General features: G+C 67.7%; 17 protein-coding genes. 9 read left to right on the plus strand and 8 right to left on the minus strand.

Annotated elements, in window-relative coordinates:
* Positions 1-13: 13 nt before the first annotated feature.
* The 3 genes from VN461_08205 to VN461_08215 are packed head-to-tail and all read right to left on the minus strand — an operon-like array spanning position 14 to position 3,476.
* On the minus strand, positions 14-1,240 hold the full coding sequence (locus tag VN461_08205; GenBank protein ID HXB54749.1) for a PP2C family protein-serine/threonine phosphatase: 1,227 nt from the start codon (positions 1,238-1,240) through the stop codon (positions 14-16).
* Positions 1,237-1,923 carry a response regulator transcription factor gene (locus VN461_08210; GenBank protein HXB54750.1) on the minus strand — a complete coding sequence of 229 codons (687 nt, stop codon included), beginning with the start codon at positions 1,921-1,923 and terminating at the stop codon, positions 1,237-1,239. Before VN461_08210 ends, VN461_08205 begins: the two co-directional genes overlap by 4 nt.
* Complete coding sequence (locus VN461_08215) at positions 1,920-3,476, minus strand: HAMP domain-containing sensor histidine kinase (GenBank protein HXB54751.1); 1,557 nt, start codon at positions 3,474-3,476, stop codon at positions 1,920-1,922. The genes VN461_08210 and VN461_08215 overlap by 4 nt, the downstream gene beginning before the upstream one ends.
* Positions 3,477-3,575: 99 nt before the next feature.
* Between VN461_08215 and smpB the strand changes: the two genes are divergently transcribed.
* Complete coding sequence (smpB, locus tag VN461_08220; protein HXB54752.1) at positions 3,576-4,046, plus strand: SsrA-binding protein SmpB; 471 nt, start codon at positions 3,576-3,578, stop codon at positions 4,044-4,046.
* 107 nt (positions 4,047-4,153) lie between these two features.
* Here the strand turns inward: smpB and VN461_08225 are convergent, their stop codons facing one another.
* Positions 4,154-4,915, minus strand: coding sequence for an SDR family NAD(P)-dependent oxidoreductase (locus VN461_08225; protein ID HXB54753.1), 762 nt, complete (start codon positions 4,913-4,915; stop codon positions 4,154-4,156).
* Positions 4,916-5,081: 166 nt separating this feature from the next.
* Positions 5,082-6,245, minus strand: a complete 1,164-nt coding sequence (locus VN461_08230) for an EAL domain-containing protein (GenBank protein HXB54754.1) — start codon at positions 6,243-6,245, stop codon at positions 5,082-5,084.
* A gap of 123 nt (positions 6,246-6,368) precedes the next feature.
* Between VN461_08230 and VN461_08235 the strand changes: the two genes are divergently transcribed.
* Positions 6,369-7,835 (plus strand): SEL1-like repeat protein, encoded by a 1,467-nt coding sequence (locus tag VN461_08235; GenBank protein HXB54755.1) that lies wholly within the window; start codon positions 6,369-6,371, stop codon positions 7,833-7,835.
* Between the two features lie 91 nt (positions 7,836-7,926).
* Here VN461_08235 and VN461_08240 read toward each other — a convergent pair whose 3' ends face one another.
* The 3 genes from VN461_08240 to VN461_08250 all read right to left on the minus strand — a co-directional run bounded on the left by VN461_08240 (position 7,927) and on the right by VN461_08250 (position 11,029).
* On the minus strand, positions 7,927-8,610 hold the full coding sequence (locus tag VN461_08240) for a response regulator transcription factor (protein HXB54756.1): 684 nt from the start codon (positions 8,608-8,610) through the stop codon (positions 7,927-7,929).
* Positions 8,585-10,432: a HAMP domain-containing sensor histidine kinase gene (locus tag VN461_08245; protein HXB54757.1), complete on the minus strand. Its 1,848-nt coding sequence runs from the start codon at positions 10,430-10,432 to the stop codon at positions 8,585-8,587. The genes VN461_08240 and VN461_08245 overlap by 26 nt, the downstream gene beginning before the upstream one ends.
* A gap of 177 nt (positions 10,433-10,609) precedes the next feature.
* A complete protein-coding gene (locus VN461_08250; protein ID HXB54758.1) occupies positions 10,610-11,029 on the minus strand; it encodes a hypothetical protein in 420 nt (139 codons plus the stop codon).
* A gap of 584 nt (positions 11,030-11,613) precedes the next feature.
* Here VN461_08250 and VN461_08255 point away from each other — a divergent pair.
* From VN461_08255 to VN461_08285, 7 genes are all read left to right on the plus strand, one after another.
* Positions 11,614-11,907, plus strand: a complete 294-nt coding sequence (locus VN461_08255; protein HXB54759.1) for a hypothetical protein — start codon at positions 11,614-11,616, stop codon at positions 11,905-11,907.
* Positions 11,908-12,025: 118 nt separating this feature from the next.
* Complete coding sequence (locus VN461_08260) at positions 12,026-13,168, plus strand: hypothetical protein (GenBank protein ID HXB54760.1); 1,143 nt, start codon at positions 12,026-12,028, stop codon at positions 13,166-13,168.
* Positions 13,165-16,152: a carboxypeptidase regulatory-like domain-containing protein gene (locus tag VN461_08265; GenBank protein ID HXB54761.1), complete on the plus strand. Its 2,988-nt coding sequence runs from the start codon at positions 13,165-13,167 to the stop codon at positions 16,150-16,152. Before VN461_08260 ends, VN461_08265 begins: the two co-directional genes overlap by 4 nt.
* Positions 16,153-16,203: 51 nt before the next feature.
* Complete coding sequence (locus VN461_08270; protein ID HXB54762.1) at positions 16,204-17,547, plus strand: glycosyltransferase family 39 protein; 1,344 nt, start codon at positions 16,204-16,206, stop codon at positions 17,545-17,547.
* Between the two features lie 105 nt (positions 17,548-17,652).
* On the plus strand, positions 17,653-18,867 hold the full coding sequence (locus VN461_08275) for an MdtA/MuxA family multidrug efflux RND transporter periplasmic adaptor subunit (protein HXB54763.1): 1,215 nt from the start codon (positions 17,653-17,655) through the stop codon (positions 18,865-18,867).
* Positions 18,864-21,980: a multidrug efflux RND transporter permease subunit gene (locus VN461_08280; protein HXB54764.1), complete on the plus strand. Its 3,117-nt coding sequence runs from the start codon at positions 18,864-18,866 to the stop codon at positions 21,978-21,980. The genes VN461_08275 and VN461_08280 overlap by 4 nt, the downstream gene beginning before the upstream one ends.
* Positions 21,977-25,099, plus strand: coding sequence for a multidrug efflux RND transporter permease subunit (locus VN461_08285; GenBank protein ID HXB54765.1), 3,123 nt, complete (start codon positions 21,977-21,979; stop codon positions 25,097-25,099). Before VN461_08280 ends, VN461_08285 begins: the two co-directional genes overlap by 4 nt.
* Positions 25,100-25,133: the final 34 nt, after the last annotated feature.

Raw genomic sequence — 25,133 nt, forward strand, 5'->3', positions numbered from 1 at the left:
AGACCTGAACGACTTATACGCCCTGACGGAGCTTGCCGACGATCAGCGTCATATCGTCCTCGGCCGGAATACCCGAGGACCAGCCCTGAACCTCGCCCAGAAGAGTATAGAGGGAGATGCGGGCGGCGTCTGCCCGGCACCGTACGGCCGCGTCCTTGAGCCGTTCCACGCCGTACATCTCCCCCTGGCGGTTGGCCCGGTCCGTGACACCGTCGCTGAAGAAAACCAGCAAGTCGTCTCCCGAGATTGCCGCCCGCCCTCGGTCGTAGCGCGAGCCTTCCATCAGCCCGAGCACGGTCCCCCCCACCCCGAGGTCCTCCACTGCACCCCCGGGCCGAACCACGAACGGGTGGTCGTGGCCGGCATTCACGTAATCGAGAGCGCCTCTCTGGAAGTCGAAGATGGCGAAGAACAAACTGGCGAAAAGCCCCCGCGGGGTGACGTCCCAGAAGAGCCGGTTCACGCGACCGATGAGCTCCTCTGGGGTGTGCCCATCCCCTTGCAGGTGAGCGCGCAGGCAGGCCTTGAGATTGGCCGCCAGCAGCGCTGCTGGGACCCCTTTGCCCATGACGTCTCCGATGGCGAGAGCCAGCCGGTCGGGGCCGAGGGGGACGAGGTCGTAGTAGTCGCCCCCGATCTCGCGCATGGGGATGAACTCCCCCGCCACGTCCAGGCGGGGGTGGTGGAGGGGAGGGGGGAGCAGGCTGCGCTGAACCTGGGAAGCCAAGCGAAGCTCCCCCGCCATGCGGCCGGCCAGGGTCTCCAGCTGCGCGTAAAGGCTCGCCAACTCTGCGTTCTTGCGGGAGAGCTCCACCAGGCAGCCCCGTACACGGAGCGCGATCCGGAGCCGCGCGAAGAGCGCTTCCTCCCCCCGCCGAGTGTTGACGAAGTCGTCGGCGTGGTCGAGGAGGCGGTCCTCCACGTTCGTCCGCCTCCCCTCGTCCGCCATCACCATCACCGCCGGGCGGCCCGCGCGTCCCGGCTGCCCGGCCGCCTCCAGAATCGGGTTCAGGGTCGCGGCGGGAAGGTAGCCATCCACGAAAACGACGTCCGGCGGGTCGGTGGCGAGCAAGCTGAGTGCCTCCTCCGCGTTCACCGACCTCAGATTCAGTGTCTCGGCCAGAGCCTTGGTGCCCGGCCAGGCCGTGGAGTCGCCGACGATTAGGGCGCGCGGCCGTGGCTCAGATACAGCCGCCCCCGCCCGTTCATGCTGACCCGTCGGGGAGGGCGGGATGGTCATGTGGGATCTACAAACTTGTAGCCCACGCCGTGGATGGTAAGGATCCAGCGCGGTTCGGAGCCGCTGTCGCCGATCTTGGCCCTCAGCTTGGCGATGTGGGTGTCCACAGTGCGCGTGGAGGGGTAGCTCTCGTAGCCCCAGACGTCCTCCAGGAGCCGATCGCGGGAGACCGTCTCCCCCTTCCTCTCTATGAGGTACCGCAGGAGCTCGAACTCCCGGGGCGAGAGGTCGAGGGGCTCCCCACCCCGCTTGGCTCGGTAGGCCTCGAAGTCCAGCTCCACGTCCGAGAAGCGGTAGCGGGCGAGGCGCTTCCGGGCCCCATCTGTGCGGCGGAGGATGGCCCGAACCCGCGCCAACAGCTCCCGGATCGAAAAGGGCTTGGTCACGTAGTCGTCCGCCCCCAGCTCGAGGCCCACCACCTTGTCGATCTCCTGGCCGCGCGCCGTGAGCATGATGATCGGCCCCTCAAAGCCCTCGCCCCGCAGACTCTTGCAGACCTCGAGGCCGCTCAGCTTGGGGAGCATGATGTCCAGGATGATGAGATCGGGCTTTTGGGTGCGGGCCCGCTCGAGGCCGCCCTCCCCGTCCGCAGCGGTGAGGACTTCATAGCCCTCGAACTCAAAGTTGTCCTTGAGCCCCAGGACCATGTCCGGTTCGTCCTCGACAATCAGGATCTTGCTCACGCTCCTGCGCTCCGCTTCCGGAGGGGAAGGACCAGGGTGAAGGTGCTGCCCTTGCCAGGCGTGCTCTCCACCTCCACCGTCCCTCCGTGGGCCTCCATGATGTGCTGCACGAGGGCCAGACCGAGGCCGCTCCCCTTGGTCTCGTGAAGCAGGCTGTTCTCCGCCCGGTAGAACTTCTCGAAGATCTTCTTCTGGTCCGCCTTGGCCACGCCAATGCCCCGGTCCGTGACCGAGATCAGTATGCGCTCACCCTCGCGGCGGACGCGCAGACGAATGTACTTCTCGTCCCGGCTGTACTTGATGGCGTTGTTGACCAGGTTGATGAGGGCCTGGCCGATGGCTTCCGCGTCCACCTCCACCTCGGGCAGATCCTCCGCCACCTCCACCTCCAAGGTGAAGTTCTGCTGCTCGATCGGGAAGCGGTAGGCCTCCAGCACTTCCTCCACGATCCGCGCCACGTCGGTGGGGGCGAAGCGATACTCCTTGCGGTCGGCCTCGATACGGGAGAAGTCCAGGATGTTGTTGATGAGCTGGGTCAGACGCTGGCTCTCCTTGTTGATGACCCGGTAGTACTGGCGGGCCTTCTCCTCCGTTTGGACGCGCCCTAGCTCCAGGGTCTCCGCGAAGAGTCGGATCAGGGCCAGGGGGGTCTTGAGCTCGTGGCTCACGTTGGCCACGAAGTCGCTCTTGAGCCGGGAGAGGTGGACCTCGCGGCGTACGTTGACGTAGACGAGATAGAGACCGGCCAGGAGCATGAGGTCGATGAAGCCGATGAGGGTGTTCTTGGCCAGCTCCAGGCGGTGGACCTCCTCCTCGATCGATCGGTCCTTGTAGCGGAGATAGAGCTTGAGCCCGTGGAAGGAGGGCGCCGTCATCACCCGCTTCACCTCGAACCGGTCATCGGGAGTGGGGGCGTTCTCGTAGAGCACCTCTCCCGTGGGCTCGGTCACCCGGACCACCCAGGCCTGGTCGGGGTTTACGAAGTCAGTCTCGAAAAACTCGTGGAGCAGGGCGTTGTGGACGTAGGGGCAGGCGAAGCGGAAGCGCAGGATCCCCGCCATGTTTCCGTCGGCGGCAGTGAGGGGAACCGAGTCCTCCCCCTCCGGGCCGGGGGCCGGATCGAACGCCTTCAAGGCCTCGCGGAGCACGAGAATGTCATCGGCTCCCCGCCCGAGCGCGGCGGAGAGCTTGGTCGCGGGGGAGGAGGCCTCCAAGCGCAAGGTATCGAAGACCTTTTCCCCCATGCCCGCCTCGTCGAGCGCGGCCCGGATCACGCGCGCACGCCCTTCCAGGAGCCTCTCGGGCCCCACCGCCCTCGCCGCTTCCAAGGCCTTCGTCCGCGCCGCCCTCTCGAGATCGCGCTCCAGATAGTAGAGGACCTTGTCGGCCTGTTTGAGCAGGCTGATCTTCAAGTTCTCGGCGTATTTGGGAACGGCATGGAAGGAGAGCACGGACAGCGCCACCGAGGGCAGGAGCACCGCCCCCACGAAGATCGACACCAGGCGTCCCCGGGGGTCGGAGGGGGCAGAGAGCCGGCGCTGCACGTCGGACATTACGACCAATGTACCACCCCGGTTGAAGGAAGGTTGTCATGTCCGTGCAACCAGGCGTTAAACGATGTCACCATCCCCCGCCTCGGCTAGGATAGCCCCATGCCCAAGGCCGATGCCGGCGAGCGGGTCATCGCCACCAACCGGAAGGCCTTCTTCAACTATGAGATCCTCGACCGGGTGGAGGCGGGGATCAGCCTGCTGGGCACCGAAGTGAAGTCCATTCGCGAGGGCGGCCTGAACTTCCGGGACTCCTTCGTGGAGTTCCGGGGGGGCGAGCTATTCCTGGTCGGCTGCCGCATCGGGCCTTACAGCCACGGCAACCTCCAGAATCACTCCGAGGATCGAGACCGCAAGCTCCTCCTGCACAAGAAGGAGGTCCAGAAGTTCGGGGGCCGGGCCACGGAGAAGGGCCTGACCATCGTCCCCCTGAGGGCGTACTTGAAGCGGGGGCGGGTGAAGGTGGAGATCGGTCTCGCCCGCGGAAAGAAGGCCCACGACAAGCGGGAGACGATCAAGCGCCGGGACCTGGAGCGGGAGACGCGTCAGGCGGTGAGGGACCACCGGGGCTGATCGCCGCCGCCCCCAGGAGGCCACGTCCCCGGCGGCCAAAACCCCGGGCCGACCCCGCGCGAGCTCTATTCCTCGCCGGCGTCCGCGATCCCTGACGAAACGGGCCCCTAGAGCAGGAGGCCCCCGTCCACCCCCACCACCGCTCCGTTGATGAAGCTCGCTAGATCGGAGGCCAGGAAGAGGTAGACGTTCGCGACCTCCTCCGGGCGGCCCATGCGGCCCGCCGGGGTGCGGGCCAGGATCTGTGTCACGACCTTGGCCGGGATGCTGCGCACCATCTCGGTATCGATGAAGCCGGGGGCCACCGCGTTCGCGGTGATGCCCTTCGGCCCCAACTCACGAGCCCATACCCGGGTCATGCCGATAATGCCCGCTTTGCTCGCGGTGTAGGCGGTCTGGCCGTAGTTGCCGGTGCGGCCCACGAGGGAGGTCGCGGAGAGGATCCGGCCGCAGCGCCGGGCGAGCATGTGGGGAACGGCCGCGCGGGCACAGACCATCGCGCCCCGCAGGTTCACATCCAGGGTCTCGGCCCAGTCCTCGTCGGTGACGTCCTCGAGCGGGGCGTCGCGCACGATCCCCGCATTGTTCACCAAGACGTCGAGCCGGCCCCACTCGTCGACCACCCGGTCCACGACGCGCTCCATCTGGAAGGCATCGGTGATGTCATTGGGAAAAGGGAGAGCCTCGCCTCCGGCGAGACCGATCTCCTCCGCCGTGCGCGTGACCCCGGCCCCGTCGCGGTCGAGGAGCGCCACGTGGGCACCCGCGCGCGCAAAGAGGCGGGCGGTGGCGGCGCCTATGCCACGCCCGGCTCCGGTCACGAGGGCCACCCGGCCCTCGAGGGAGAGAAAGTCAACTGGCGGTGCCATGCCCCGAGCCGAGAACCTAGCTCACTCGCCGCAGCGGGGCAAGGGGAATCACCTCAAGGATGGCCCGCCGGCACTAAACGAGGAGCCGGAAGGGCTGGCTCGGCGGGCGCCGGAGCTGCCGGCCTAGCCGTTGGGGACAAGGGGGCCTAACCGCGGTCGGAAGGACCTAGATCTGCTCCAGGCCAATCGGCTTGCCGAAGTGGTAGCCCTGGGCGTGCGTGAAGCCCACCCGCGAGCAAACCTCCGCTTCCTCCGGGGTCTCGATCCCTTCCGCCACCGTCTGGACGAGCAAGTCGCGGGAGAGGGTCACGAGCGAGGTCAGGAGGCGGCGCTTGGAAGGGGGGGCCTGGTCGATGCCATGGACGAAGCGCTTGTCGAACTTGAGGTAGTGGGGGGGCACCTCCGCCAGCTCCAGGAGGCGGGCCTGTCCGGCCCCAAAGTCGTCGTAGGCGAGTCCGATCCCCAGGCGAGTCAGGTCCTTGAGGAGGTCGGCGATTCCCGCCGTATCGGCAAGGGCGCTCTCGTGGATCTCGAGGATGAGGCGCAGGTTGGGGGCCACTTTTTGCAGCTCGGTCAGCGACTCTAAGAGACCGGGCTGGCTCAGTTCCGAGGGATGGGTGTTGAGGAAGAGGGGCGGGAGGCCGCTGCGCGAACCCAAGGTCTCGACCGCGTTCTTGCGGAAGAGCCGGCTGAGCTGAGCCTCCATGCCCATGCTGGCCGCGATTCGGAATAGCTCTATGGGGTCGGAGGGCAGACCCGGGTGCTTACCCCGGCCCAGGACCTCGTAGCCCGCCACCGCCCCCGCGGGCAGGAGGACGATGGGTTGGAAGACGGGCACCACCGAGCCATCGCGCAGCAGCTCTTCCAGCTCACGGGTGCCGCGCATGAAAAGGTGGGGCAAGGGTTGATTGCCGAGCGAGACCGTCGAGGGTTCCGGTCCCGACTCCTCTCCCATGCCCACTTCCTCGATCGTCTGCTGGCCGAGGCGGAACTCGAAGTCCGCGAAGTGTATGATGTCGCCTTGCCGGATCTGAGCGTCGGAGACGCGGTCGCGATTGACGAAGGTGCCGTTGGTGCTGTGCAAGTCACGGAGGCGCAGATCCTCCCCCTGCTGGTAGATCTCCGCGTGCTCCTTCGAAACCGACTCCGAAGGGAGGGCCAGGCCAAGCCCGGGCCGGCGGCCGATCTTAAAGGGAAGGGGATGGATGGGGAGACGCCGCAGCTGTTTCCCGCCGTCGACAAGGCTTTCCAGGAACCATCGGACGTTGGTGGCGCTGCCGATGCTCGGGGGCGTATCTGACATGGCCTCGCTGGTCAGAAGGTAACTCATTCCTGCTCTGAAGGCGAGCGGGTTTGGTCGCTCTATACGGTGGACGCCGCGCGGTGGCCGTGATCCGGCTCATAGGGACCTGCGACCGCCTCGGGTAACGTCTCTAGCGGAGGGGGGGTGGCTATGTGGAACGTGGTGGGGCCGGCGGTCGGCGTCCTGTTCCTGACCTTCCTGGCCCCCCAGGCGGCAAAGAGCCCGCCTCCGGCCGAGTCCAGCGAAGTCGCGCTCGCCAAGAAGAGCTGCGACAAAGGCAACGGGGCCGACTGCCTCAAGCTCGGGTCGCTTTACTATCGCGGTGAAGGGGTGACCCGCGACCTCGGCCGGGCGGCTTCGTTCTTCAAGAAGGCATGCGAGCACAACGACTCCCAGGGCTGCTTGAGTCTCGCCGGCATGCACCGAAGCGGGGAAGGCGTTTCCAAGGACCTGACCCGCGCCATCGCGTTGTTGGAGCGGGCCTGCGACGGGGGCCAGGCGGAGGGTTGCAGCCAGCTCGGGACCCTCTATCACTCCGGCAAGGAGGTGCCGAAGGACCTGAGCCGCGCGGCCGGCTTCCTACAACGCGCATGCGAGGGAGGGATCGCGCACAGCTGCGGCACCCTCGCTTTCATGTACGAGGAGGGGTTGCGGGTCCCGAAAGACCCGGCGCATGCGGCCGAGCTCCTCAAGAAGGCCTGCGACGGCGCGGAGATGGAGAGTTGCGGTCATCTCGGCCTCGCCTACCGCGACGGGGTCGGCGTGGCCAAGGATCTCTCCCGCGCGCTGGCTCTCTTCGGCCAGGCCTGCGACGCGGGGGCCGCGTCGGGCTGCTACGAGCTCGGTCTCGCTCACGAGCGCGGCCAGGGCGTCGCCAAGGATGCTGTCCGAGCCCTGGCCCTTTTCACCAAAGGTTGCGACGGCGGTGAGGCGCGCGGCTGCCACCGCCTCGGCCTCCTCTACCGCGATGGGGTGGGCGCGGCCAAGGACCAGGCCCACGCGGTGGCACTCTTCAAGAAGGCCTGCGAGGGCGGCTCGGGCGGGGGCTGCTACGAACTGGCCGTGGTCACGGTCAGCGGCCGGGGCATCCCCCGCAATCTGGCGGAGGGGGCCTCTCTCTATCGACAGGCCTGCACCAACGCCGACATGCGCGGCTGCGTGGACCTGGGCGATCTCTTCGCGGGGGGGGGCGGCGTGGCCCAGGATCTGGTCCGGGCCGCCGGCCTCTTCAAGGAGGCGTGCGACGGCGGCTCCGTGGTCGGCTGCGCCCGGTTCGGCGCCCTCTACGAGAGCGGGGACGTGGTCGGCCGCGACATGGAAAAGGCTCTGGCCGCGTACCGGCAGGCCTGTGACGGGGGCTACGCCATGGGCTGCTTCAGCCTGGGCCGTCTCTACCAGCGCAGCGACGTTGGTCCCCACGACCACGCCCAGACGCTCGCGCTGTTCAAGAAGGCCTGCGACGGGGGGGCGGCCCCAGCCTGCTACGAGCTCGGGGTCTCCTACGAGATCGGCCCTGTCCGCGAGCGTGAGCGGGCCTTGCCCCTCTTCAAGCAAGCCTGCGGTCTCGGCGATCAACGGGCTTGCCAAAAAGTGAAGCGGGCGTCGCGGCAGGAATAGCCCGCGCGCGGACCGGGCTCGCCAGACTCTAACCGGCCGGGAAGTACCCTGCCTGCTAGTTGGACAGACGGGTCAACGTCGAGCGTCTCATTCAGCCCACGAACTTGTAGCCGATCCCATGGACGGTCAGGATGTAACGGGGCCGATGAGGTTGGGGCTCCACCTTCTTGCGCAGCCAGGCCACGTGCACGTCCACGGTACGGGTAGACGGTATGGCGTCGTACCCCCATACCGCGTCCAGCAGCTCGTCGCGGGTGACGGTGGACCCGCGGTGCTCGATGAAGTACCCCAGAAGATGGAACTCCTTGGCGGAAAGCTCCAGGGGGACGCCGTCGCGCTCGACCTCGGTCCTTCGAAAGTCCACGCTGACAGGGCCGAAACGATAGGAATCGGGAGGAGTGATTGGACCGGGCCGACGGCGGAGCCGGGCTTCGACCCGGGCCAGGAGCTCTGACACCTCGAAGGGCTTGGTGAGGTAGTCGTCTGCCCCCAGCTTCAAGCCTACGACGCGGTCCGCCACCTGTCCCCGCGCGGTGAGCATGAGGAGCGGAACCTCCACCCCTCGTTGCCGAAGCTCCCGGCAGACATCGAAGCCGCTCCGGCCCGGCAGCATGACGTCGAGGATCACGAGGTCGAAGCCCTCGCTGGAGGCCCGCAGGAAACCCTGATCTCCGTCCGCAGCCGTGGCCACCTCGTATCCTTCGCTCGACAGGCGGTCGGTCAGGGTCAAGCGGAGCCCGGGTTCGTCTTCAACGAGCAGGATTCGCTTCTTCATGCCCGCCCTCCGCGCTCGGAACCGGAGCCGCCTCCCTCTGGGCGGGGAGTCTGATCGTGAACGCGCTCCCCCCCCCGCCGCCCCTCTCCACCACCACGCGGCCACCGTGGCTCTCCACGATCCGCCGCACCAGGCTCAATCCCAGCCCGCTGCCGTGGATGTGTTGGGAGGAGAGGTGGCGTCCCCGGTAGAAGGGCTCGAAGATCCGGGGGAGGTCCTCGGGCGCGATTCCCAGCCCGTGGTCCTCCACGGTTACCAAGACCTCCCGCCCGCCGTCGACGGCCCTCGCGCGGATGCCGAGCCATGGCGAGTCGCCTCCGTACTTGATGGCATTGTCGAACAGGTTGCGCAGCATCCGGCGCAGCGCGGCCTCGTCGCCCAATACCAGGGGGAGCTCCGCGGGTACCTCCCTCTCCAACCTGACTCCGGCCGCTCGCAGCGCGGGGTCGCAGCTGGCCAGCGCATCGTCGACCAGCCGCCCCACATGCAGGAGCCGGCGCGGCGCGGGCGGGCGGCCCGACTCCGCGCCCGCCAGCTCGAGCACTTGCTCCACCATCTCCGAGAGCCGGCGTCCCTCATCGCGGACCAGGGCTCCGTAACTGCAGACCTGGGCCTTGTCCTTCACCAGGCCGTCCGCAAGGTTCTCGCCCGCCGAGCGAATCACCGCCAGGGGGGTCCGCAATTCATGGGTAACACCCGCCACGAACTCCATCTGCTGGCCGGCCAGCCTCTCCGCGCGGCTGGCCGCCGTCACCAGCAAGATCACGCTTGTCCCCAGGAGGATCAAGACCCCGAAGCTAACGCCCAGGTTGCGTCGGCGGGCGGCCGTCACCACCTCCGCCAATCCCCCGGCGCGGTTCCAGAGGGCGACGCGCCATCGCCCCTCGCCTTCGCCCGAGTAGCCCCCTGGAGGGCGCCCGGGGGAGGGCGGACGGTGCCCGGGCGCGGCCGAGCGTCCCTCGATCCCAAAGCGCCGCTTCCAGAAGTGCTCCAGGGTGGGATCCACGCCCTCGAGGAGGTCTCGATTCCGGGCGTCGAAACGGAGGTCAAGGATCCGAGCCGATGCGTCCGGGGGCTCGGGATGCGATCCCGCTCCCGGGGACGTGTAGAACGGCGCCTGCGGGCCCCGCGAGGTGAAAACCTGCAGGGAGTAGTCGAATCCGTCGGCTCCATCGAAGTAACGCCGCTCCAGGGCGGGCAGGAACCCGTCGTGGAGGTAGGAGAGGTCGAGGAGGACCACTGTGAAGCCGAGCAGGGCGGCCCCCCCCCGCCGCCGCACCAGTCGGCCCTCGGGGGTCAGCTCCAAATCGAGGGCGGTAATCACGAGGGCGGGAGTCTCCTCGTCTATTAGATCTCCAGACCCGGCCGGTCTCTCGCGCCCGGCGCGCGAGGCCGCCAGCTCGTTCTCCAGCCGCGCCAACAAGGGGGCCAGCTCGGATGGCCAAGACGCGGTCACCACGCGCCCCGCCGCAGGATCCAGGGCAAGCCGATCGGGGGGGAGATCCTTACGGGCCCTGACCACGTAGAGCCCCTTCACCAGTCCCGGATGGGGGGCACTCGAGCGCCAGCGCTCGGAAGCTCGGACCAGCCCCTGCCAATGGCCTTCACGGACATCGCTCGGGGCGAGGGTGAACCAGAGGAAGGCGCGCGTCAGCTCGCGGTCAAACTCCTCGGCGAAGGCGACGGCCCGCCGGTGCGCGCTGGCCCGAAGGCGCTCGAGCTCGGCCTCGCTGAGCTCGCCCACCCACCGGTACTGGAGAACCGCGAGGAGAGTGAGCAATCCGACCAGCCCGACCGCACCGAGGGTCAGGGAGGAGGGCAAGCGCAATAGAGATCGCAGCGTCAAGACCTGGTAGCGAGTCTAGCACTCCCCTCGGGGAAGCCCATCTCCGGGGAGGACTTTTACTTTCTTAACAGCAGGGTTTTCGCGCTTGCAATTGCTCCGAGCCGACTCCGGGCGATGTCCCACCTCCCCCGTCGGCCCGGCGAGGCAATCCCTTCAAGGGTGGACCACGGTGAGAGTGAAGTTGTCCGAGCCCTGTATGTTCCCGATGTCGTAGATCACTACGCAGTACGATCCGGCCACCACGCTCAGGGACACCAGGGAGCCCACTTTCGCGTTCTCGATGCTGGTCAGGAGGCCGCAGGTTCCATTCGCCGGTTGTCCGATACCCAGCCCCACCGTAATCGTGGCCTGGGGCGAGAGGCTAGTGAGGGTGAGATCGAATTCACCGCTCCCGGCGACGGTCACGGACTGGGCGAAGCCGCCGGAGGCGGACAAGACTCCCGTGAAGGTTTGGGTGCTCGTGGCGCTCGTGGGTAGGCCCGCGGTCCCGCAAGCACCGGTGAGCACGACCAGCCCGACGCCGAAGAGACGAAGCGACCGGTGAGCGTTACTCTTCCCGACTCGTGTTCTCATCGCAATATGATGCCTGTGCCCCCCGCCCGATAGGTTAAGAGCGGGTAAAGAGACTCATTCAGCCTGTCCAGGGCTCTCGCCTGGGAACCTGAGCTCTCTCCGAGACTTGTCGCTCAACCGCTTCGAGGACTTTACGCACTTAACACCTATTTTGCTGTGCCTTAATGACTGGCGCCCCTCGCCGCGCGTCTACTGGAGCGTCGACGGACGATGGAACGCATTGGGGAGGCAAGACTATGGACCGGCTACTCATACTGACGGTGACGCTGGCGGCGGCAGCAGCGGGACCCACGCAAGGCCCTCCGCCCTCTCCCGGGGCGGCCGAACATGCGAGCCTTTCCGGGCGCTGGCGCCTCAACCCGGAGCAGAGCGAGGACGCCCGAAAGAAGGTGAACGAGGCCATGGCGGGGCGGCAGGCCGGAGGCTCCGGCTCCGGGGGGGGCGGCTCCTGGGGTGGTCACCGAGGCGGTGGCGGGTACGGGGGCGGCCATGGCGGGGGGAGGGGTGGCGGAGGCGGTGGCGGTGCTCGCCCCCCCGGAGACTCCCCGGACACCCTGAGCAGTCTCCTCGAAGCCCCGGCCGAGATGACCATCACCCATACCGAGGCCGAGATCGCGGTGCTCGATAAGGACGGTCGCCTGCGCACGCTCCACCCGGACGGACAGAAGTACAAGACGGATACGGGCGGCGAGGTCAAGACGCGGTGGGACAACGATCACTTGATCGTCGAGACCAAGCGGGACCGGGGGCCGAGCGTCACGGAGACCCTCGGCGTCTCCGCGGATCGCAAGCAGCTCGTGGTGACTCTCCGGCTCGAAGGACGATCCTCTGGCCCGGTGACGGTCCGGCGAGTCTATGATGTCGAGGCCGCGGAGTGACGACCCGAGCAAGGGGCGTCGCCCTCCGGGTCCGACCCCCATGCCTAAACCCTGGACGCCGGGAGCCGGTCTCTCCCCTCTGAGCTTGGCGATTCCGTTCCACGCCTCGCCATCCAGAATGCTGAACCGAAAGGGACTCTTCGGTCGGACACGCATCGCCTCCTGGGGGAGTCTTTTCTTCATCCTGGCCTCCCCTCTCCTCGGCCAGGGCACGGAGAGAAAGCCGGACTACCTGGTCGGGGAGGCCACCGCCGTCGATTCCGCGGCTCGGCGTTTGACGGTCAAGTCCGACAGCGGCGGCTCCGTGCTGGTGACGGTCCCGGAGGGGGCCGCAATCTTGCGCACCAAACCCGGGGCCACGACGCTGGCCGACGCGACCCCCCTCGGGCTCGAGCAGATCGCCCAAGGAGACCGGGTCATGGTGCGGGGCGCCCTCTCCGGGGACAAAGAGTCGCTGGTGGCGCGCCAGGTGGTCTTGATGACCCGCGACGACATCGCCCACAAACAGGAGGAGGATCGGGGGCAATGGCGCCGCCGCGGCGTGCTGGGCGTGGTCAAGGCGATTGACCCCGCGAAGGGCGAGATCACTCTCCAGGTTGGCCGGGCGGCCTCGGCGCCGGTCCTGGTGATTGAGACGGGCGGCGGCAAGGTCTCTTTTCGGCGGTACGCGCCCGACTCCGTCAAGTTCAGCGACGCCCGACCGAGCGCTCTCGACGAGGTGCGGGTCGACGACCAGCTCCGCGCGCTGGGCGAGCGCAGCCCGGACGGCACCCGCCTGGTGGCGGAGCAGATCGTCTTCGGCACCTTCCGCACCGTCTCCGGAACGGTCGTCGCCGTCGATGCCGGACGGAGCGAGCTCACGCTGCGGGACGAGGGGTCGGGAAAAAAGCTGGCCGTCGCGGTGGGCCCGGACGCCCGCGTTCGGCGTCTTCCCCCCGAGGTGGCCGCGCGCTTGGTCCGCGCTCGGGAAGAGCCGGCCAAAGGAGCCCGGGAGGGGGAGCCGCGGCGGCCGAGGAGCCAGCCCGGCGCCGGACCGGAAGACCTGCTCGAGCGGCTCCCCCCAACCACCCTCGCCGATCTCAAGGCAGGAGACCGGATCCTGGTCTCCAGCACGGAGGGGGGCGATGCGGCGCGACTGAATGCCATCGCCGTGGTGGCGGGGCTGGAAGCCCTGCTGCCGCCAGCCCGCCCCGGCCGGCCGAGGGGGGCCGACATCGGCCTTCCCTCCGACCTCATGGACCTGGGTATGGGCCTCCCATGAGGGCGACCACGGCGACTATTGCCGCCCTGGCCCTGGTTCTCGCGGCGAGGGCGGCGAGGGCGGAGGACAACCCCTCAACGGCGACCCTCACCGGCCGCGTCACCGACGCCACGGGGGCGGTGATCGCGGGGGCCTCCGTTCGAGCCACGGGACCGAGGGGCCCGAGGGAGGCAACAACCGATGCCGCGGGCGTTTACACCCTGGTGGGACTTGTGCCGGGGCGCTACGCGGTCGGCGTGACCAAGGAGGGCTTTGCGCCCTATGCCAACGGCTCCGTTCGGCTCTCCGCCGGGCGCACGACTTCCCTCGAGGTTCCGCTCGAAGTGGCCCCGGTCAGCGAGACCGTAACCGTGAAAGAGACGACACCCGCCCTCAGCCTGGAGCCGGACAACAACGCGGGAGCCATCGTAATCAAGGGGCAGGATCTCGATGCCCTCCCCGACGACCCCGACGACATGGTCGAGGCCCTCCAGGCTCTCGCTGGTCCGGCCGCGGGGCCCAACGGGGGGCAGGTCTTCGTGGACGGCTTCACGGGCGGCCGGATCCCTCCCAAGGCCTCCATCCGTGAGATTCGGATCAATGCCAACCCCTTCTCCGCCGAATACGACCGGCTCGGCTTCGGCCGCATCGAGATCTTCACCAAGGCCGGTACGGATCAACTCCGCGCCGAGACCTCCTTCCGCTTCAACGACGATGGGCTGAACACGCGGAATCCGTTCGCCCCCAACAAGCCGCCCTACCAGCGCCGGGACTGGAGCGGCAATCTGGGCGGGCCCTTGGTGGCCGGGAAGGCTTCGTTCTTCCTCGACTTCGACCGGCGGGACATAAACGACAATCAGATCATCAACGCTGCCGTCCTTGACCCGGCCCTCACCATCATTCCCCTGAGCCAGGCGGTGGTTACCCCCCAGCAGCGGACCACCCTCAGCCCTCGTGTCGATTGGCAGGTGAGTCAAGCGCACAGCCTCAGTGCCCGCTACACCTACACCTCATCCGGTCAGGATCAGGCGGGAATCGGCGGCTTCTCGTTGGCGTCGCGCGCCTACAGCAGCTCGCAGAAGCAGCAGACCTTCCAGCTCACGGAGACAGCCGTGCTCGGAAAGGTGGTGAGCGAGACGCGCCTACGCTATTGGACCGAACATCAGACCAAGAACGGCGACGACTCGGTTCCCACCCTCCAGGTGCAAGATGCCTTCACCGGGGGGGGGGCCCAGGTGGGGCCCTCCTTTAACGACCAGCACCGCTGGGAGCTGCAAAACGTGACCTCTTGGACTCTGGGGAAGCACTCGCTGCGCGCGGGCGCCCGCCTCCGGACGGTGAGCGAGACCGACCTCGCTCGCCAAGGCTTCGGCGGGAGCGTGCTCTTCGCGCCCGGCCTCGGCCCCGTACTGGACGCCAACAACCAACCCGTTCTGGGCGCGGACGGTCTCCCCGTCCTGACGCCGCTCACCAGCATCGAACGCTTTCGGCGGACCCTGGTCCTCCAGAGGCTGGGGTTCGGTCCCGCGGACATTCGTCTTCTCGGTGGCGGCGCCAGCCAGTTCCAGATCGTGGGGGGGGACCCCCAGGCCCAGGTGAGCCAATGGGATCTTGCCCCCTTCGTGCAGGACGACTGGCGGGTGCGCCCGGATCTGCTCCTGAGCGTGGGACTGCGCTACGAGACCCAAAACAACATCGACAGCCGGCTCAATCTGGCCCCCCGCATGGGCTTCGCATGGTCGCCCTTGACCAAGGGCACCTCGAGCCAGCCCCACACCGTCATCCGCGGCGGCTTCGGGCTCTTCTACGACCGCTTCGGGGAGGACCTGACGCTGCGTGCCCGCCGCTTCAACGGCATCCTCGAGCAGCAGTACTTGGTGAGCGACCCCGCGGTTCTCGACCGGATCCGTTTCGACGCGAACGGCAACGTCGTGAGCCTGCCCTCGGCGCAGGACCTCGCCGCCTTCGCTCTTCCCCAGACGACCTGGCGGGCCGCCCCCGACCTGCAGGCTCCCTACACCATCCAGTCGTCCCTTAGCCTCGAGCAACAGCTCCCGGCCAACTTCACGGCCACGGGCACGTTCATAACCTCCCAGGGCCGGCGCCTGCTCCGCTCCCGCAACATCAACGCTCCCCTGCCCGACGGCCAACACCCTCTAGGGTCGGCCGCAGGCAACGTCTACCAAATCGAATCCACCGGGCGCCTCAACCAGTATCAATGGATCCTGGGCATCAACAACCGCCTGAGCCGCAGCCTCACGGTCTTCATTCGGTACTTCTTGGCCTGGGCCCGAAGCGACACGGACGGGGTCGATACCTTCCCGGCCAACCAGTACGACCTTTCCGGAGAGTACGGGAGGGCGGCTATCGACGTGCGCCACCGCTTCGTCCTAGGGGGCAACTTCTCGGGACCGTGGGGGGTCCGCGTGAGCCCGTTCATCCTCGCCTCCACCGGCCGTCCCTTCAACATCACGATTGGCGGCGACCTGAACCGGGACAGCCTCTTCACGGACCGCCCCGCCTTCGCGAGCGACCCGAGCCGGCCAGGCGTGGTGTCGACACCCTATGGCCTCCTGGATCCAGACCCGATCAGCGGCGAGACGATCATTCCGCGCAATCTCGGCGACGCCCCCGGGTTCGTCATGGTGAACCTGCGCATCAGCAAGACGATCCCCTTCGGCAAGCACGGCCAGGCCCCCTCACCGCCGCCGGGCGAGGGTGGGGGGCGGGGTCCCGGACTGCGCGGGCCGTTCGGCGGCGGCGGGCGGGGGGATGGCGGCGGCCGGGGGGGAATGGGCGAGGGAGGCGGGGGCCAGGGCCTGACGATCTCGGTCTCCGCCCAGAATCTCCTGAACCACGTCAACCCCGCCGCCCCCGTGGGGAACCTCGGTTCGCCCTTCTTTGGCCAGTCGCTGGCCAGCGCGGGGGGCTTCGGGTTCGGCACCGGCGGCTCGGCGGGGGCAGGAAACCGGAGGATCGAGCTGCAGGCGCGGGTCGCCTTCTAGCGGGGGTCGGCCGGTCGCGGGTCCTTTCCGAGAAACAGGCGGGTTGAGGGCATGGGAACGCAGACGATCGGCTGGGTGAGCTGGTTGCTCCGGGGGCCACAGGGGAGCCGGACCCGGGCATCCGCGGCGGCGCCGCGGGTCGCCACAGAGGAAGCGGGCGCGTCCGCGGCAGGGGCGGACCGAACGCCCCGACGGATCTTTGCCACGGGTATGGCCGTGCGGGTTGCCTTCCTCACGGCATCCGGCGCCTACGTGTTCCGCCCCGACTACTTCGGCTTCGGCTGGGAGGCGGGCAGGATCGCGAGCTCCCTCGCCGCGGGCCGGGGGTTTAGCGACCCCTTCCAGGGGGCCACGGGCCCCACCGCCTGGGTGGCACCGCTCTACCCCGCTCTGCTCGCGGGGATTTTCCGGGCCTTCGGGACCTACTCGCGCCTGTCGGGTTGGATGGCGCTGACCTTCAACAGCGCGTGCTCGGTTTTCACCGCCGTGATCCTGTACCACTTGGGCCGGGAGTTGTTTGGGGAGCGCACGGGGAGGTGGGCCGGTTGGACGTGGGCCCTCCTTCCCTACGCGGTGTACTGGCCCACAAGGGTGGTCTGGGACACCAGCTTGACCGCCTGCCTTCTGGCCCTGGTGCTCCTCCTGACCGTGCGGCTCGGACGCTCCCCCACGGGCTGGCTCTGGACCGCCTTCGGCCTCGCCTGGGGGCTCCTCGCCCTCGCCAACCCCGTGGCTCTCTCCTTCGCCCTCCCCTCCTGGGCCTGGGTCTGCTGGGAGCAACGAGGGAAGGGCGGGCTGAGCCTCCCGCGGCTCCTAGGGGCCGGGTTACTGGCCCTTCTCTGCGTCGCGCCCTGGCTCGTCCGCAACTATCGCACCTTCGGAGAGCTAGTTTTCATTCGGAGCAACTTCGGGGAGGAGCTGCGTCTCGGCAACGGCCCGGGGGGCGTCGGCGACTGGATGGTGTGGTTGCACCCTACCCATAACGTCCAGGAACTCGAGCAGTATCGGGAGATGGGCGAGGCGGCCTACGTGTCCAGCCGCGGCCGCGAGGCCCTCGCCTTCATCACCGACCATCCCCGGTTCTTCTTGGCCAACACCGCCCGCCGGATCTACTGGTTCTGGTTTGGGACGACGCGCGACGGCCTCCCCGCGCTCCTCGTGTTCCTGAGAACGGTCGCTTTCGCGGAGTCGTTTCTCCTGAGCCTGGCCGGCCTCGGTCTCATGTTCTGGACCGGGAAGCGCGAGGGCTTTCTCTTCGCCGCGCTCCTGTTGCTCTTCCCCCTCGTCTACTACGGCACCTTCGTGCTCACTCGGTACCGCCACCCCATCGAGCCAGAAATGCTCCTGCTCATTGTTTATCTCCTGGCCTCCCACGGCCGGGACGGCCCCGCTTGAGGGGCTTACGAACGGGAAAGTTTGCAAAACCCTGTGAAGCCCGTTGACGGCGTGGCCGCGGGCAGGTACCTTTGCTCTCCAATTGTTGTCACAGCAAGGACCGACATGAACGATGCGGGTGAGTCGGCCTCGGGGGACACGGTAGCGGTAGGCTCGGCGGCCGCCAAGCCGAGAAAGCGCATCGGGCTCGCCATCATCGGTGGCGCTCTCCTCCTGGGCCTCTTATGGCTGGGTCTGCGGGGGGGCGACCCCGGGAAGGCCGGTGGCGGAGCCAAGGGGCCGGGCCCCGCCGCCGTCCCCGTGATCGTTGCCTCTGCGGAGCGGCGCGACGTGCCTGTCTATCTCGCCGGGCTCGGCACCATCACCGCCTTCAACACCGTGACGGTCAGGACCCGGGTAGACGGCCAGATCGTACAGGTGGCCTTCCGGGAGGGGCAGGAAGTCCACAAGGGTGACCTCCTGTTGGTCATTGATCCCCGTCCCTTCGAGGTCCAACTGAGCCAGGCCCAGGCCGCCCTCGCCCGCGACCAGGCGCAGCTTGCGGATGCCCGATTGAACTTGGAGCGCGACCGGGATCTTCTTGCCCAGGGGATCCTTCCCCAGCAGCAGATGGACTCGCAGCGCGCCCTCGTTCAACAGCTGGAAGGGTCGGGCCAGGTGGACCAGTCCCAGATCGACAACGCCCGCCTGCAGCTGATCTACTGCCGGATCACCGCTCCTGTGGGCGGCCGGGTCGGGCTCCGCCTGGTGGACGAGGGCAACGTGGTCCGGGCTGCGGACACGAACGGTCTCCTGGTCATCACCCAGCTCGAGCCCATAACCGTGCTCTTCACCCTGCCCGAGGACAGTCTGCCCGCCGTCGCCCGGCACATGAAGGACGGTCCCCTTCCCGTCGACGCCTACAGCCGGGACGATCAGACGAAGCTGGCGAGCGGTAACCTCCTGACCATCGACAACCAGATTGACTCTTCCACCGGTACCGGTCGCCTCAAGGCGGTGTTCGAGAACCGGGACCGCACCCTCTGGCCGAACCAGTTCGTCAACGTGCGCCTCCTGCTCGAGGTCAGGAAAGCCCAGGTCGTCGTGCCTGCCGCCGCCGTCCAGCGCGGTTCCCAGGGTGTGTTCGCCTACGTCGTTAAGCCCGACAAGACAATCGAGGTGCATCTGCTCAAGGTCGGCTTGACGCAAGGAGGCATCGCCGCCATCGATGACGGTCTCGCTCCCGGCGACCAAGTGGTGACCGACGGCCACGAGAAGGTGCAGGCGGGGACCCGGGTCGAGCCTCGCGCGGGCGGGGGCAAACCCGCCGCCGGGTCATGAACCCCTCCCGCCTCTTCATCCTCCGCCCCGTCGCCACGTCGCTCCTGATGATCGGCCTGCTCCTGGTGGGCCTCGTGGCCTACACCCAGCTCCCGGTCTCTGCCCTCCCCCAGGTGGACTACCCGACCATCCAGGTCTCCACCTTCTACCCCGGGGCGAGCCCGGACGTGATGGCTTCGTCGGTGACGGCTCCCCTCGAACGCCAGTTCGGGCAGGTGCCGAGCCTGAGCCAGATGACCTCGACCAGCTCCTTCGGCAGCTCGATCATCACCCTCCAGTTCAACCTGGACCAGAACATCGACGTTGCGGAGCAGCAGGTGCAGGCGGCCATCAACGCCGCCACCACCTACCTGCCCCGGGACCTGCCGAATCCCCCCGTCTACAACAAGGTCAACCCCGCCGACTCCCCCATCCTCACCTTGAGCCTCACCTCGGACTCGCTGCCCTTGTCCAGGGTCGAAGACCTGGCCGACACCACCCTCGCCCAGAAGATCTCTCAGCTCCCGGGGGTGGGCATGGTCTCAATCGGCGGCGGTCAGAAACCCGCCGTCCGCATCCAGGCCAATCCCACCGCCCTCGCCTCCTACCATTTGAGCCTGGAAGACGTCCGCTCGGCCCTGTCCCTGGCCAACGTTGACCTGGCCAAAGGGGCCATCGACGGTCAGCGGCAATCCTTCACGGTGGGCGCCAACGACCAGCTCCTCTCCAGCCAGGACTACAAGCCCATCATCGTGGCCTACCGGGGAGATGCCCCCGTGCGCCTGAGCGACGTCGCGAACGTGATCGACGGAGCGGAGAACGCGAAGCAGGCGGCGTGGATGAACGATCGCCCGGCCGTGATCGTGAACATCCAGCGCCAACCCGGGGCCAACATCATCGCCGTCGTTGACCGCATCAAGGGCCTCATGCCCCAGCTCCAGGCCGCCCTGCCCTCCTCGGTCAAGGTCATGGTCCTGGCCGACCGTACGGAGACCATCCGTGCCTCCGTGGACGACGTCCAGTTCGAGCTCATGCTCACCGTGGTCTTGGTCGTGCTGGTGATCTTCCTTTTCCTCCGCACCCTCTCCGCCACCGTGATCCCGAGCGTGGCCGTGCCCCTCTCCCTGGTCGGAACCTTCGGGGTCATGTACCTGCTCGGCTACAGCCTCAACAACCTCTCCCTCATGGCCCTCACCATCTCGACCGGCTTCGTGGTGGACGACGCCATCGTCATGATCGAGAACATCGACCGCTATGTGGAGGAGGGCGACTCGCCCCTGGAAGCCGCGCTCAAGGGCTCCGCCCAGATCGGCTTCACCATCGTCTCTTTGACCGTGTCCCTGATCGCGGTCCTGATCCCCCTCCTCTTCATGGGAGACATCGTGGGTCGGCTCTTTCGCGAGTTCGCGGTCACCCTCAGCGTGACCATCCTCGTCTCCGCGGTGGTGTCCCTGACCCTCACGCCCATGATGTGCGCGAAGCTCCTGCGCTCCAAGGAAGTGCTGCGCCAGGGTCGCTTCTATCGCCTCTCCGAGCAGGGCTTCGAGGCCGTCATCCGGTGGTACGGGACCACCCTCCAGTGGGTCCTCCGCCGCCAGACGGCCACCCTGGCGGTCACGGTAGCGACCCTCGTCCTGACGCTTCTCCTGTACGTGGTCGTACCCAAGGGGTTCTTCCCCGTCCAGGACACGGGCGTCATCCTCGGCGTCTCCGAGGCTCCGGAGACCACGTCTTTCCTGGCCATGAGCGATCGCCAGCAGGCCCTGGCGCGGGTGATCCTCAAGGACCCCGACGTGGCGGGGCTCTCCTCCTTCATCGGAGTCGACGGCATCAACACCACGCCCAACAGCGGCCGGATCCAGATCACCCTGAAGCCCCGCGATCAGCGGAGGGTGACCGCGTCTGAGATCATCCGCCGCTTACAGCCCGCCCTGGAGCAGGTGGAGGGGATCACCCTCTACATGCAGCCCGTGCAGGACCTGACCGTGGAAAACCGGGTCAGCCGCACCCAGTTCCAGTACACCTTGGAGGACGCGAGCGCGAGCGAGCTCACCGCTTTCGTGCCCCGGCTGGTCGACAAGCTCAAGACCCTGCCTGAACTCAGGGACGTGGCCAGCGACCAGCAGAGCCGCGGGCTGGAGGCCACCGTGGTCATCGATCGGGACACCGCCAGCCGGCTCGGGATTCAGCCCCAGGCCGTGGACGACACCCTCTACGACGCCTTCGGCCAGCGACAGGTCTCGACCATGTTCACCCAGCTCAACCAGTACCACGTGGTTCTGGAGGTGGATCCCCATTTCCAGCAGAGCCCGGAGGCCCTCAAGGACATCTACGTGCGCTCGGGCGATGGCAAGCAGGTCCCCCTCGCGTCCTTCGCGCACTTCGAGACCGGCCCCACCCCCTTGTCCCTGACCCACCAGGGCCAGTTCCCCGCCGTCACCCTCTCTTTCAACCTGGCCCCGGGGTTGTCGCTGGGCCATGCCACACGGGCCATCGCGGATGCCGAGCAGGCCATCGGGCTGCCCCCGAGCATTCGGGCCAGCTTCCAGGGCACGGCGGCGGCCTTCCAGCGGGCCCTCGCGAGCGAGATCTGGCTCATCCTGGCCGCCCTCGTGACCGTCTACATCGTCTTGGGCGTGCTCTACGAGAGCTACATCCATCCCGTGACGATCCTCTCCACCCTGCCCTCGGCGGGAGTGGGCGCGCTCCTGGCCCTCATGGTCTGCCGCACGGAGTTCAGCGTCATCGCCCTCATCGGCATCATCCTCCTCATCGGGATCGTCAAGAAGAACGCGATCATGATGATCGACTTCGCCCTCGAGGCCGAGAGAAGCCACGGGAAAGCCCCCGAGGAAGCGATCTTCCAGGCCTGCCTTCTGCGCTTCCGGCCCATCATGATGACGACCATGGCCGCTCTCCTGGCCGGGCTGCCCCTCGCCCTCGGCACCGGCACCGGGAGCGAGCTGCGCCGTCCCCTCGGCATCACCATCGTGGGCGGTCTCCTGGTGAGCCAGCTCCTCACCCTCTACACGACGCCGGTGGTCTATCTCGCCTTCGATCGGGTGGCAAAACGGCTCCAGCGCTTTGGCATCGGGAATCCGATCGAGGAGCCCGCGACGGAAGGGAAGGCATGAATATCTCCGCCCCTTTCATCCGCCGCCCCATCGCCACCTCCCTGCTGAGCCTGACCGTCCTGCTCGCGGGCGCTCTCGGGCACCAGTTCCTTCCCGTGGCCGCCCTGCCCCAGGTCGAGTTCCCCACCATTTCCGTGTCCGCCGGGCTACCCGGAGCGAGTCCGGAAACCATGGCCTCCGCGGTGGCCACGCCCCTGGAGCGCCAGTTTGGCCGCATCGCCGGCATCACCGAGATGACTTCGACCAGTCAGCTCGGTACCACCAACATCACGCTCCAGTTCGACCTCAGCCGGAACATCAACGGCGCGGCGCGCGATGTCCAGGCCGCCATCAATGCCGCCCGCGGGCAGCTTCCCACGAACCTCCCCAGCAACCCCTTCTATCGCCGCAGCAACCCCGCCGATGCTCCCATCCTCCTCCTGGCCCTTACCTCCACCGAGCTCCCTTTGAGCCAGATCTACGACGCCGCGGACACGATCCTTTCCCAGAAGATCGCCCAGGTGGACGGCGTGGGGCAGGTGGTGGTGGCGGGGGGGGCCCGCCCCGCGGTGCGGGTGCAGATCAACCCGGGGGCGCTGGCTAGCCGGGGCCTGAGCTTGGAAGATGTTCGCACCGCGCTGCGGACGGCCAGCGCCAACGCCCCCAAAGGAGAGCTGGCCGGGGAGCGAACGGCTTTCGTCCTCAAGGCCAATGACCAGCTTCTGCCCGCGGACCTCTACCGGCCGCTCATCGTCGCCTACCACGGCGGGGCCCCCGTTCGGCTGAGCGACCTCGGACAAGTCTTCGATTCCGTGGAGGACGTGAAGGCGGCGGGGCTGTCCAACAACCTCCCGGCGGTCATCATTCTCGTCTTCCGCCAGCCCGGGGCCAACGTGATCGAGGTCTCCGACAATATCAAGTCGCTGCTGGCCGAGCTGCAGGCCTCCGTGCCGCCCGCCATCAAGATCGCCATCGCGGCCGACCCTACTCAGACCATCCGGGCCTCCGTCCACGATATCCAGGTCACCCTCATTCTCACCGTCATTTTGGTCGTCCTCGTCATCTTTCTCTTCCTGCGCAGGCTGTGGGCTACGGTGATCCCGAGCATCGCGGTGCCGTTATCACTGGTGGGGACCTTTGGGGTGATGTACCTCCTGGGCTACAGCTTGGACAATTTCTCGCTCATGGCCCTCGCCATTGCCACCGGCTTCGTCGTCGATGATGCCATCGTCGTCATCGAGAACGTCGCCCGTCACCAGGAGGCGGGGGTACCACCGTTCGAGGCCGCCCTCAAGGGGGCGCGGGAGGTTGGCTTCACGGTCCTCTCCATGTCCATCTCCCTGGTCGCCGTCTTCCTGCCCATCCTGCTCATGGGTGGCATCGTCGGGCGGCTGTTCCGCGAGTTCTCGGCCACCCTCAGCATCGCCATCGGGGTGTCCCTCGTGGTTTCCCTCACCACCACGCCCATGCTGTGCGCCCGCTTTCTGCGCCCGGAGGAGCACGAGGGAAGGGGCCGCTTTAATCGCGCGAGCGAGCGCGTGTTCGATTGGATGCTGGGTACCTACGACCGGGGGCTCAAGTGGGTGCTCCGGCACCAGCACTTCGTGTTCGCCCTCACCGTGGCCACGCTCTTCCTCAGCATCTACCTCTACGCGGTCGTCCCCAAGGGATTCTTCCCCCAGCAAGACACGGGCCGGCTGGCCGGACAGATCCAGGCCGCGGAGGACATCTCCTTCGCGGCCATGGCCCAAAAGCAGAAGGAGCTGTGCGCCATCCTCATGGCCGATCCCGCCATCGACAGCGTGACCTCCTTCGTGGGGAGCGGCGCGGGCAGCACCAACTCGGGGCGGCTCTTCGTCCAGCTCAAGCCCCGGTCAGAACGGAACGCGAGCGCGGACCGGGTGATCGCCCGCCTGCGGGGCCCGCTGGCCCGGGTGCCCGGGGCCACCATGTACCTCCAGGCGGTCCAGGACGTCCGCATGGGGGGACGTCTGGCGGGGGCTCAGTACCAGTACTCGCTTCAGAGCTCCGACCTGGGTGAGCTCACGAGCTGGGCGCCCCGCTTGCTCCGGAAGCTGCGCACCGTCCCCGAGCTCCGCGACGTCTCGAGCGACCAGCTCAACCACGGCCTCCAAACCACGGTGGTCATCGACCGCGACACCGCGTCCCGTCTGGGGGTCTCGCCCCAAGTGATCGACGACACCCTCTACGACGCCTTCGGCCAGCGGCAGGTCGCCACCCAGTACCTCGAGATGAACCAGCACCACGTGGTCCTCGAGGTGGAGCCCCAGTTTCGCCAGGATCCCGACGCCCTCAAGAACATCTACGTCCACTCCACCGGGGGCCCCGACGTTCCCCTGAGCGCCTTCACCCGTCTCGAGACCACGAACACCACCCTGGCCGTCAACCACCAGGGACAGTTCCCCGCCGTCACCATCTCCTTCAACCTTCCCCAGGGGATTGCCCTGGGCACGGCCACCGCCGCCATCGACCGGGCCCGGCGCGAGATCGGGCTTCCCCCCACCATCCGAGCCGACTTTGCCGGGACCGCGGCCGCTTTCCGGGACTCCCTCGCCAACGAGCCCCTCCTGATCCTGGCTGCGCTCATCACCGTCTACGTGACCCTCGGCGTCCTTTACGAGAGCTACATCCATCCCATCACCATCCTCTCCACCCTCCCCTCCGCGGGGGTGGGGGCGCTGCTCGCCCTTCTGATCACGGGCACGGACTTCAGCATCATCGCCCTCGTGGGCGTGATCCTTCTCGTGGGGATCGTCAAGAAGAACGCGATCATGATGATCGATTTCGCCCTGGACGTGGAGCGCCGCGAGGGACTGACGCCCGAGCAGGCGATCTATCAGGCCTGCCGGGTCCGCTTCCGGCCCATCATGATGACCACCTTGGCCGCGCTCTTTGGCAGTCTGCCCCTCGCCCTCGGGACGGGAACGGGCTCCGAGCTGCGGCGACCCCTCGGCATCAGCATCGTGGGGGGGCTTCTGGTGAGCCAGCTACTAACCCTCTTCACGACCCCGGTCGTCTATCTCGTGTTCGAGCGGCTCCAGGCTTGGGTGAGCCACCGCCGGAAGCCCGTGGGCGAGCCGCTCCCTCCCCTCACGCTTCCCCCGAGCCCCGCCGACTAGGAGCTAGGCGCCGCCCCCGAGCCCGCCCCCTCGC

The organism is Vicinamibacteria bacterium, from assembly GCA_035570235.1.
Taxonomy (GTDB): Bacteria; Acidobacteriota; Vicinamibacteria; order Fen-336; family Fen-336; genus DATMML01.

What these genes read in the sequence shown, in the direction of transcription:
- VN461_08225 (HXB54753.1), bottom strand. Translation starts at nt 4,915, where the DNA reads ATGGCACCGCCAGTTGACTTTCTCTCCCTCGAGGGCCGGGTGGCCCTC.
- VN461_08230 (HXB54754.1), bottom strand. Translation starts at nt 6,245, where the DNA reads ATGAGTTACCTTCTGACCAGCGAGGCCATGTCAGATACGCCCCCGAGC.
- VN461_08265 (HXB54761.1), top strand. Translation starts at nt 13,165, where the DNA reads ATGAGGGCGACCACGGCGACTATTGCCGCCCTGGCCCTGGTTCTCGCG.
- VN461_08235 (HXB54755.1), top strand. Translation starts at nt 6,369, where the DNA reads ATGTGGAACGTGGTGGGGCCGGCGGTCGGCGTCCTGTTCCTGACCTTC.
- VN461_08255 (HXB54759.1), top strand. Translation starts at nt 11,614, where the DNA reads ATGACCATCACCCATACCGAGGCCGAGATCGCGGTGCTCGATAAGGAC.
- VN461_08205 (HXB54749.1), bottom strand. Translation starts at nt 1,240, where the DNA reads ATGACCATCCCGCCCTCCCCGACGGGTCAGCATGAACGGGCGGGGGCG.
- VN461_08280 (HXB54764.1), top strand. Translation starts at nt 18,864, where the DNA reads ATGAACCCCTCCCGCCTCTTCATCCTCCGCCCCGTCGCCACGTCGCTC.
- VN461_08260 (HXB54760.1), top strand. Translation starts at nt 12,026, where the DNA reads ATGCTGAACCGAAAGGGACTCTTCGGTCGGACACGCATCGCCTCCTGG.
- VN461_08285 (HXB54765.1), top strand. Translation starts at nt 21,977, where the DNA reads ATGAATATCTCCGCCCCTTTCATCCGCCGCCCCATCGCCACCTCCCTG.
- VN461_08275 (HXB54763.1), top strand. Translation starts at nt 17,653, where the DNA reads ATGAACGATGCGGGTGAGTCGGCCTCGGGGGACACGGTAGCGGTAGGC.
- VN461_08270 (HXB54762.1), top strand. Translation starts at nt 16,204, where the DNA reads ATGGGAACGCAGACGATCGGCTGGGTGAGCTGGTTGCTCCGGGGGCCA.
- VN461_08240 (HXB54756.1), bottom strand. Translation starts at nt 8,610, where the DNA reads ATGAAGAAGCGAATCCTGCTCGTTGAAGACGAACCCGGGCTCCGCTTG.
- VN461_08250 (HXB54758.1), bottom strand. Translation starts at nt 11,029, where the DNA reads ATGAGAACACGAGTCGGGAAGAGTAACGCTCACCGGTCGCTTCGTCTC.
- VN461_08215 (HXB54751.1), bottom strand. Translation starts at nt 3,476, where the DNA reads ATGTCCGACGTGCAGCGCCGGCTCTCTGCCCCCTCCGACCCCCGGGGA.
- smpB (HXB54752.1), top strand. Translation starts at nt 3,576, where the DNA reads ATGCCCAAGGCCGATGCCGGCGAGCGGGTCATCGCCACCAACCGGAAG.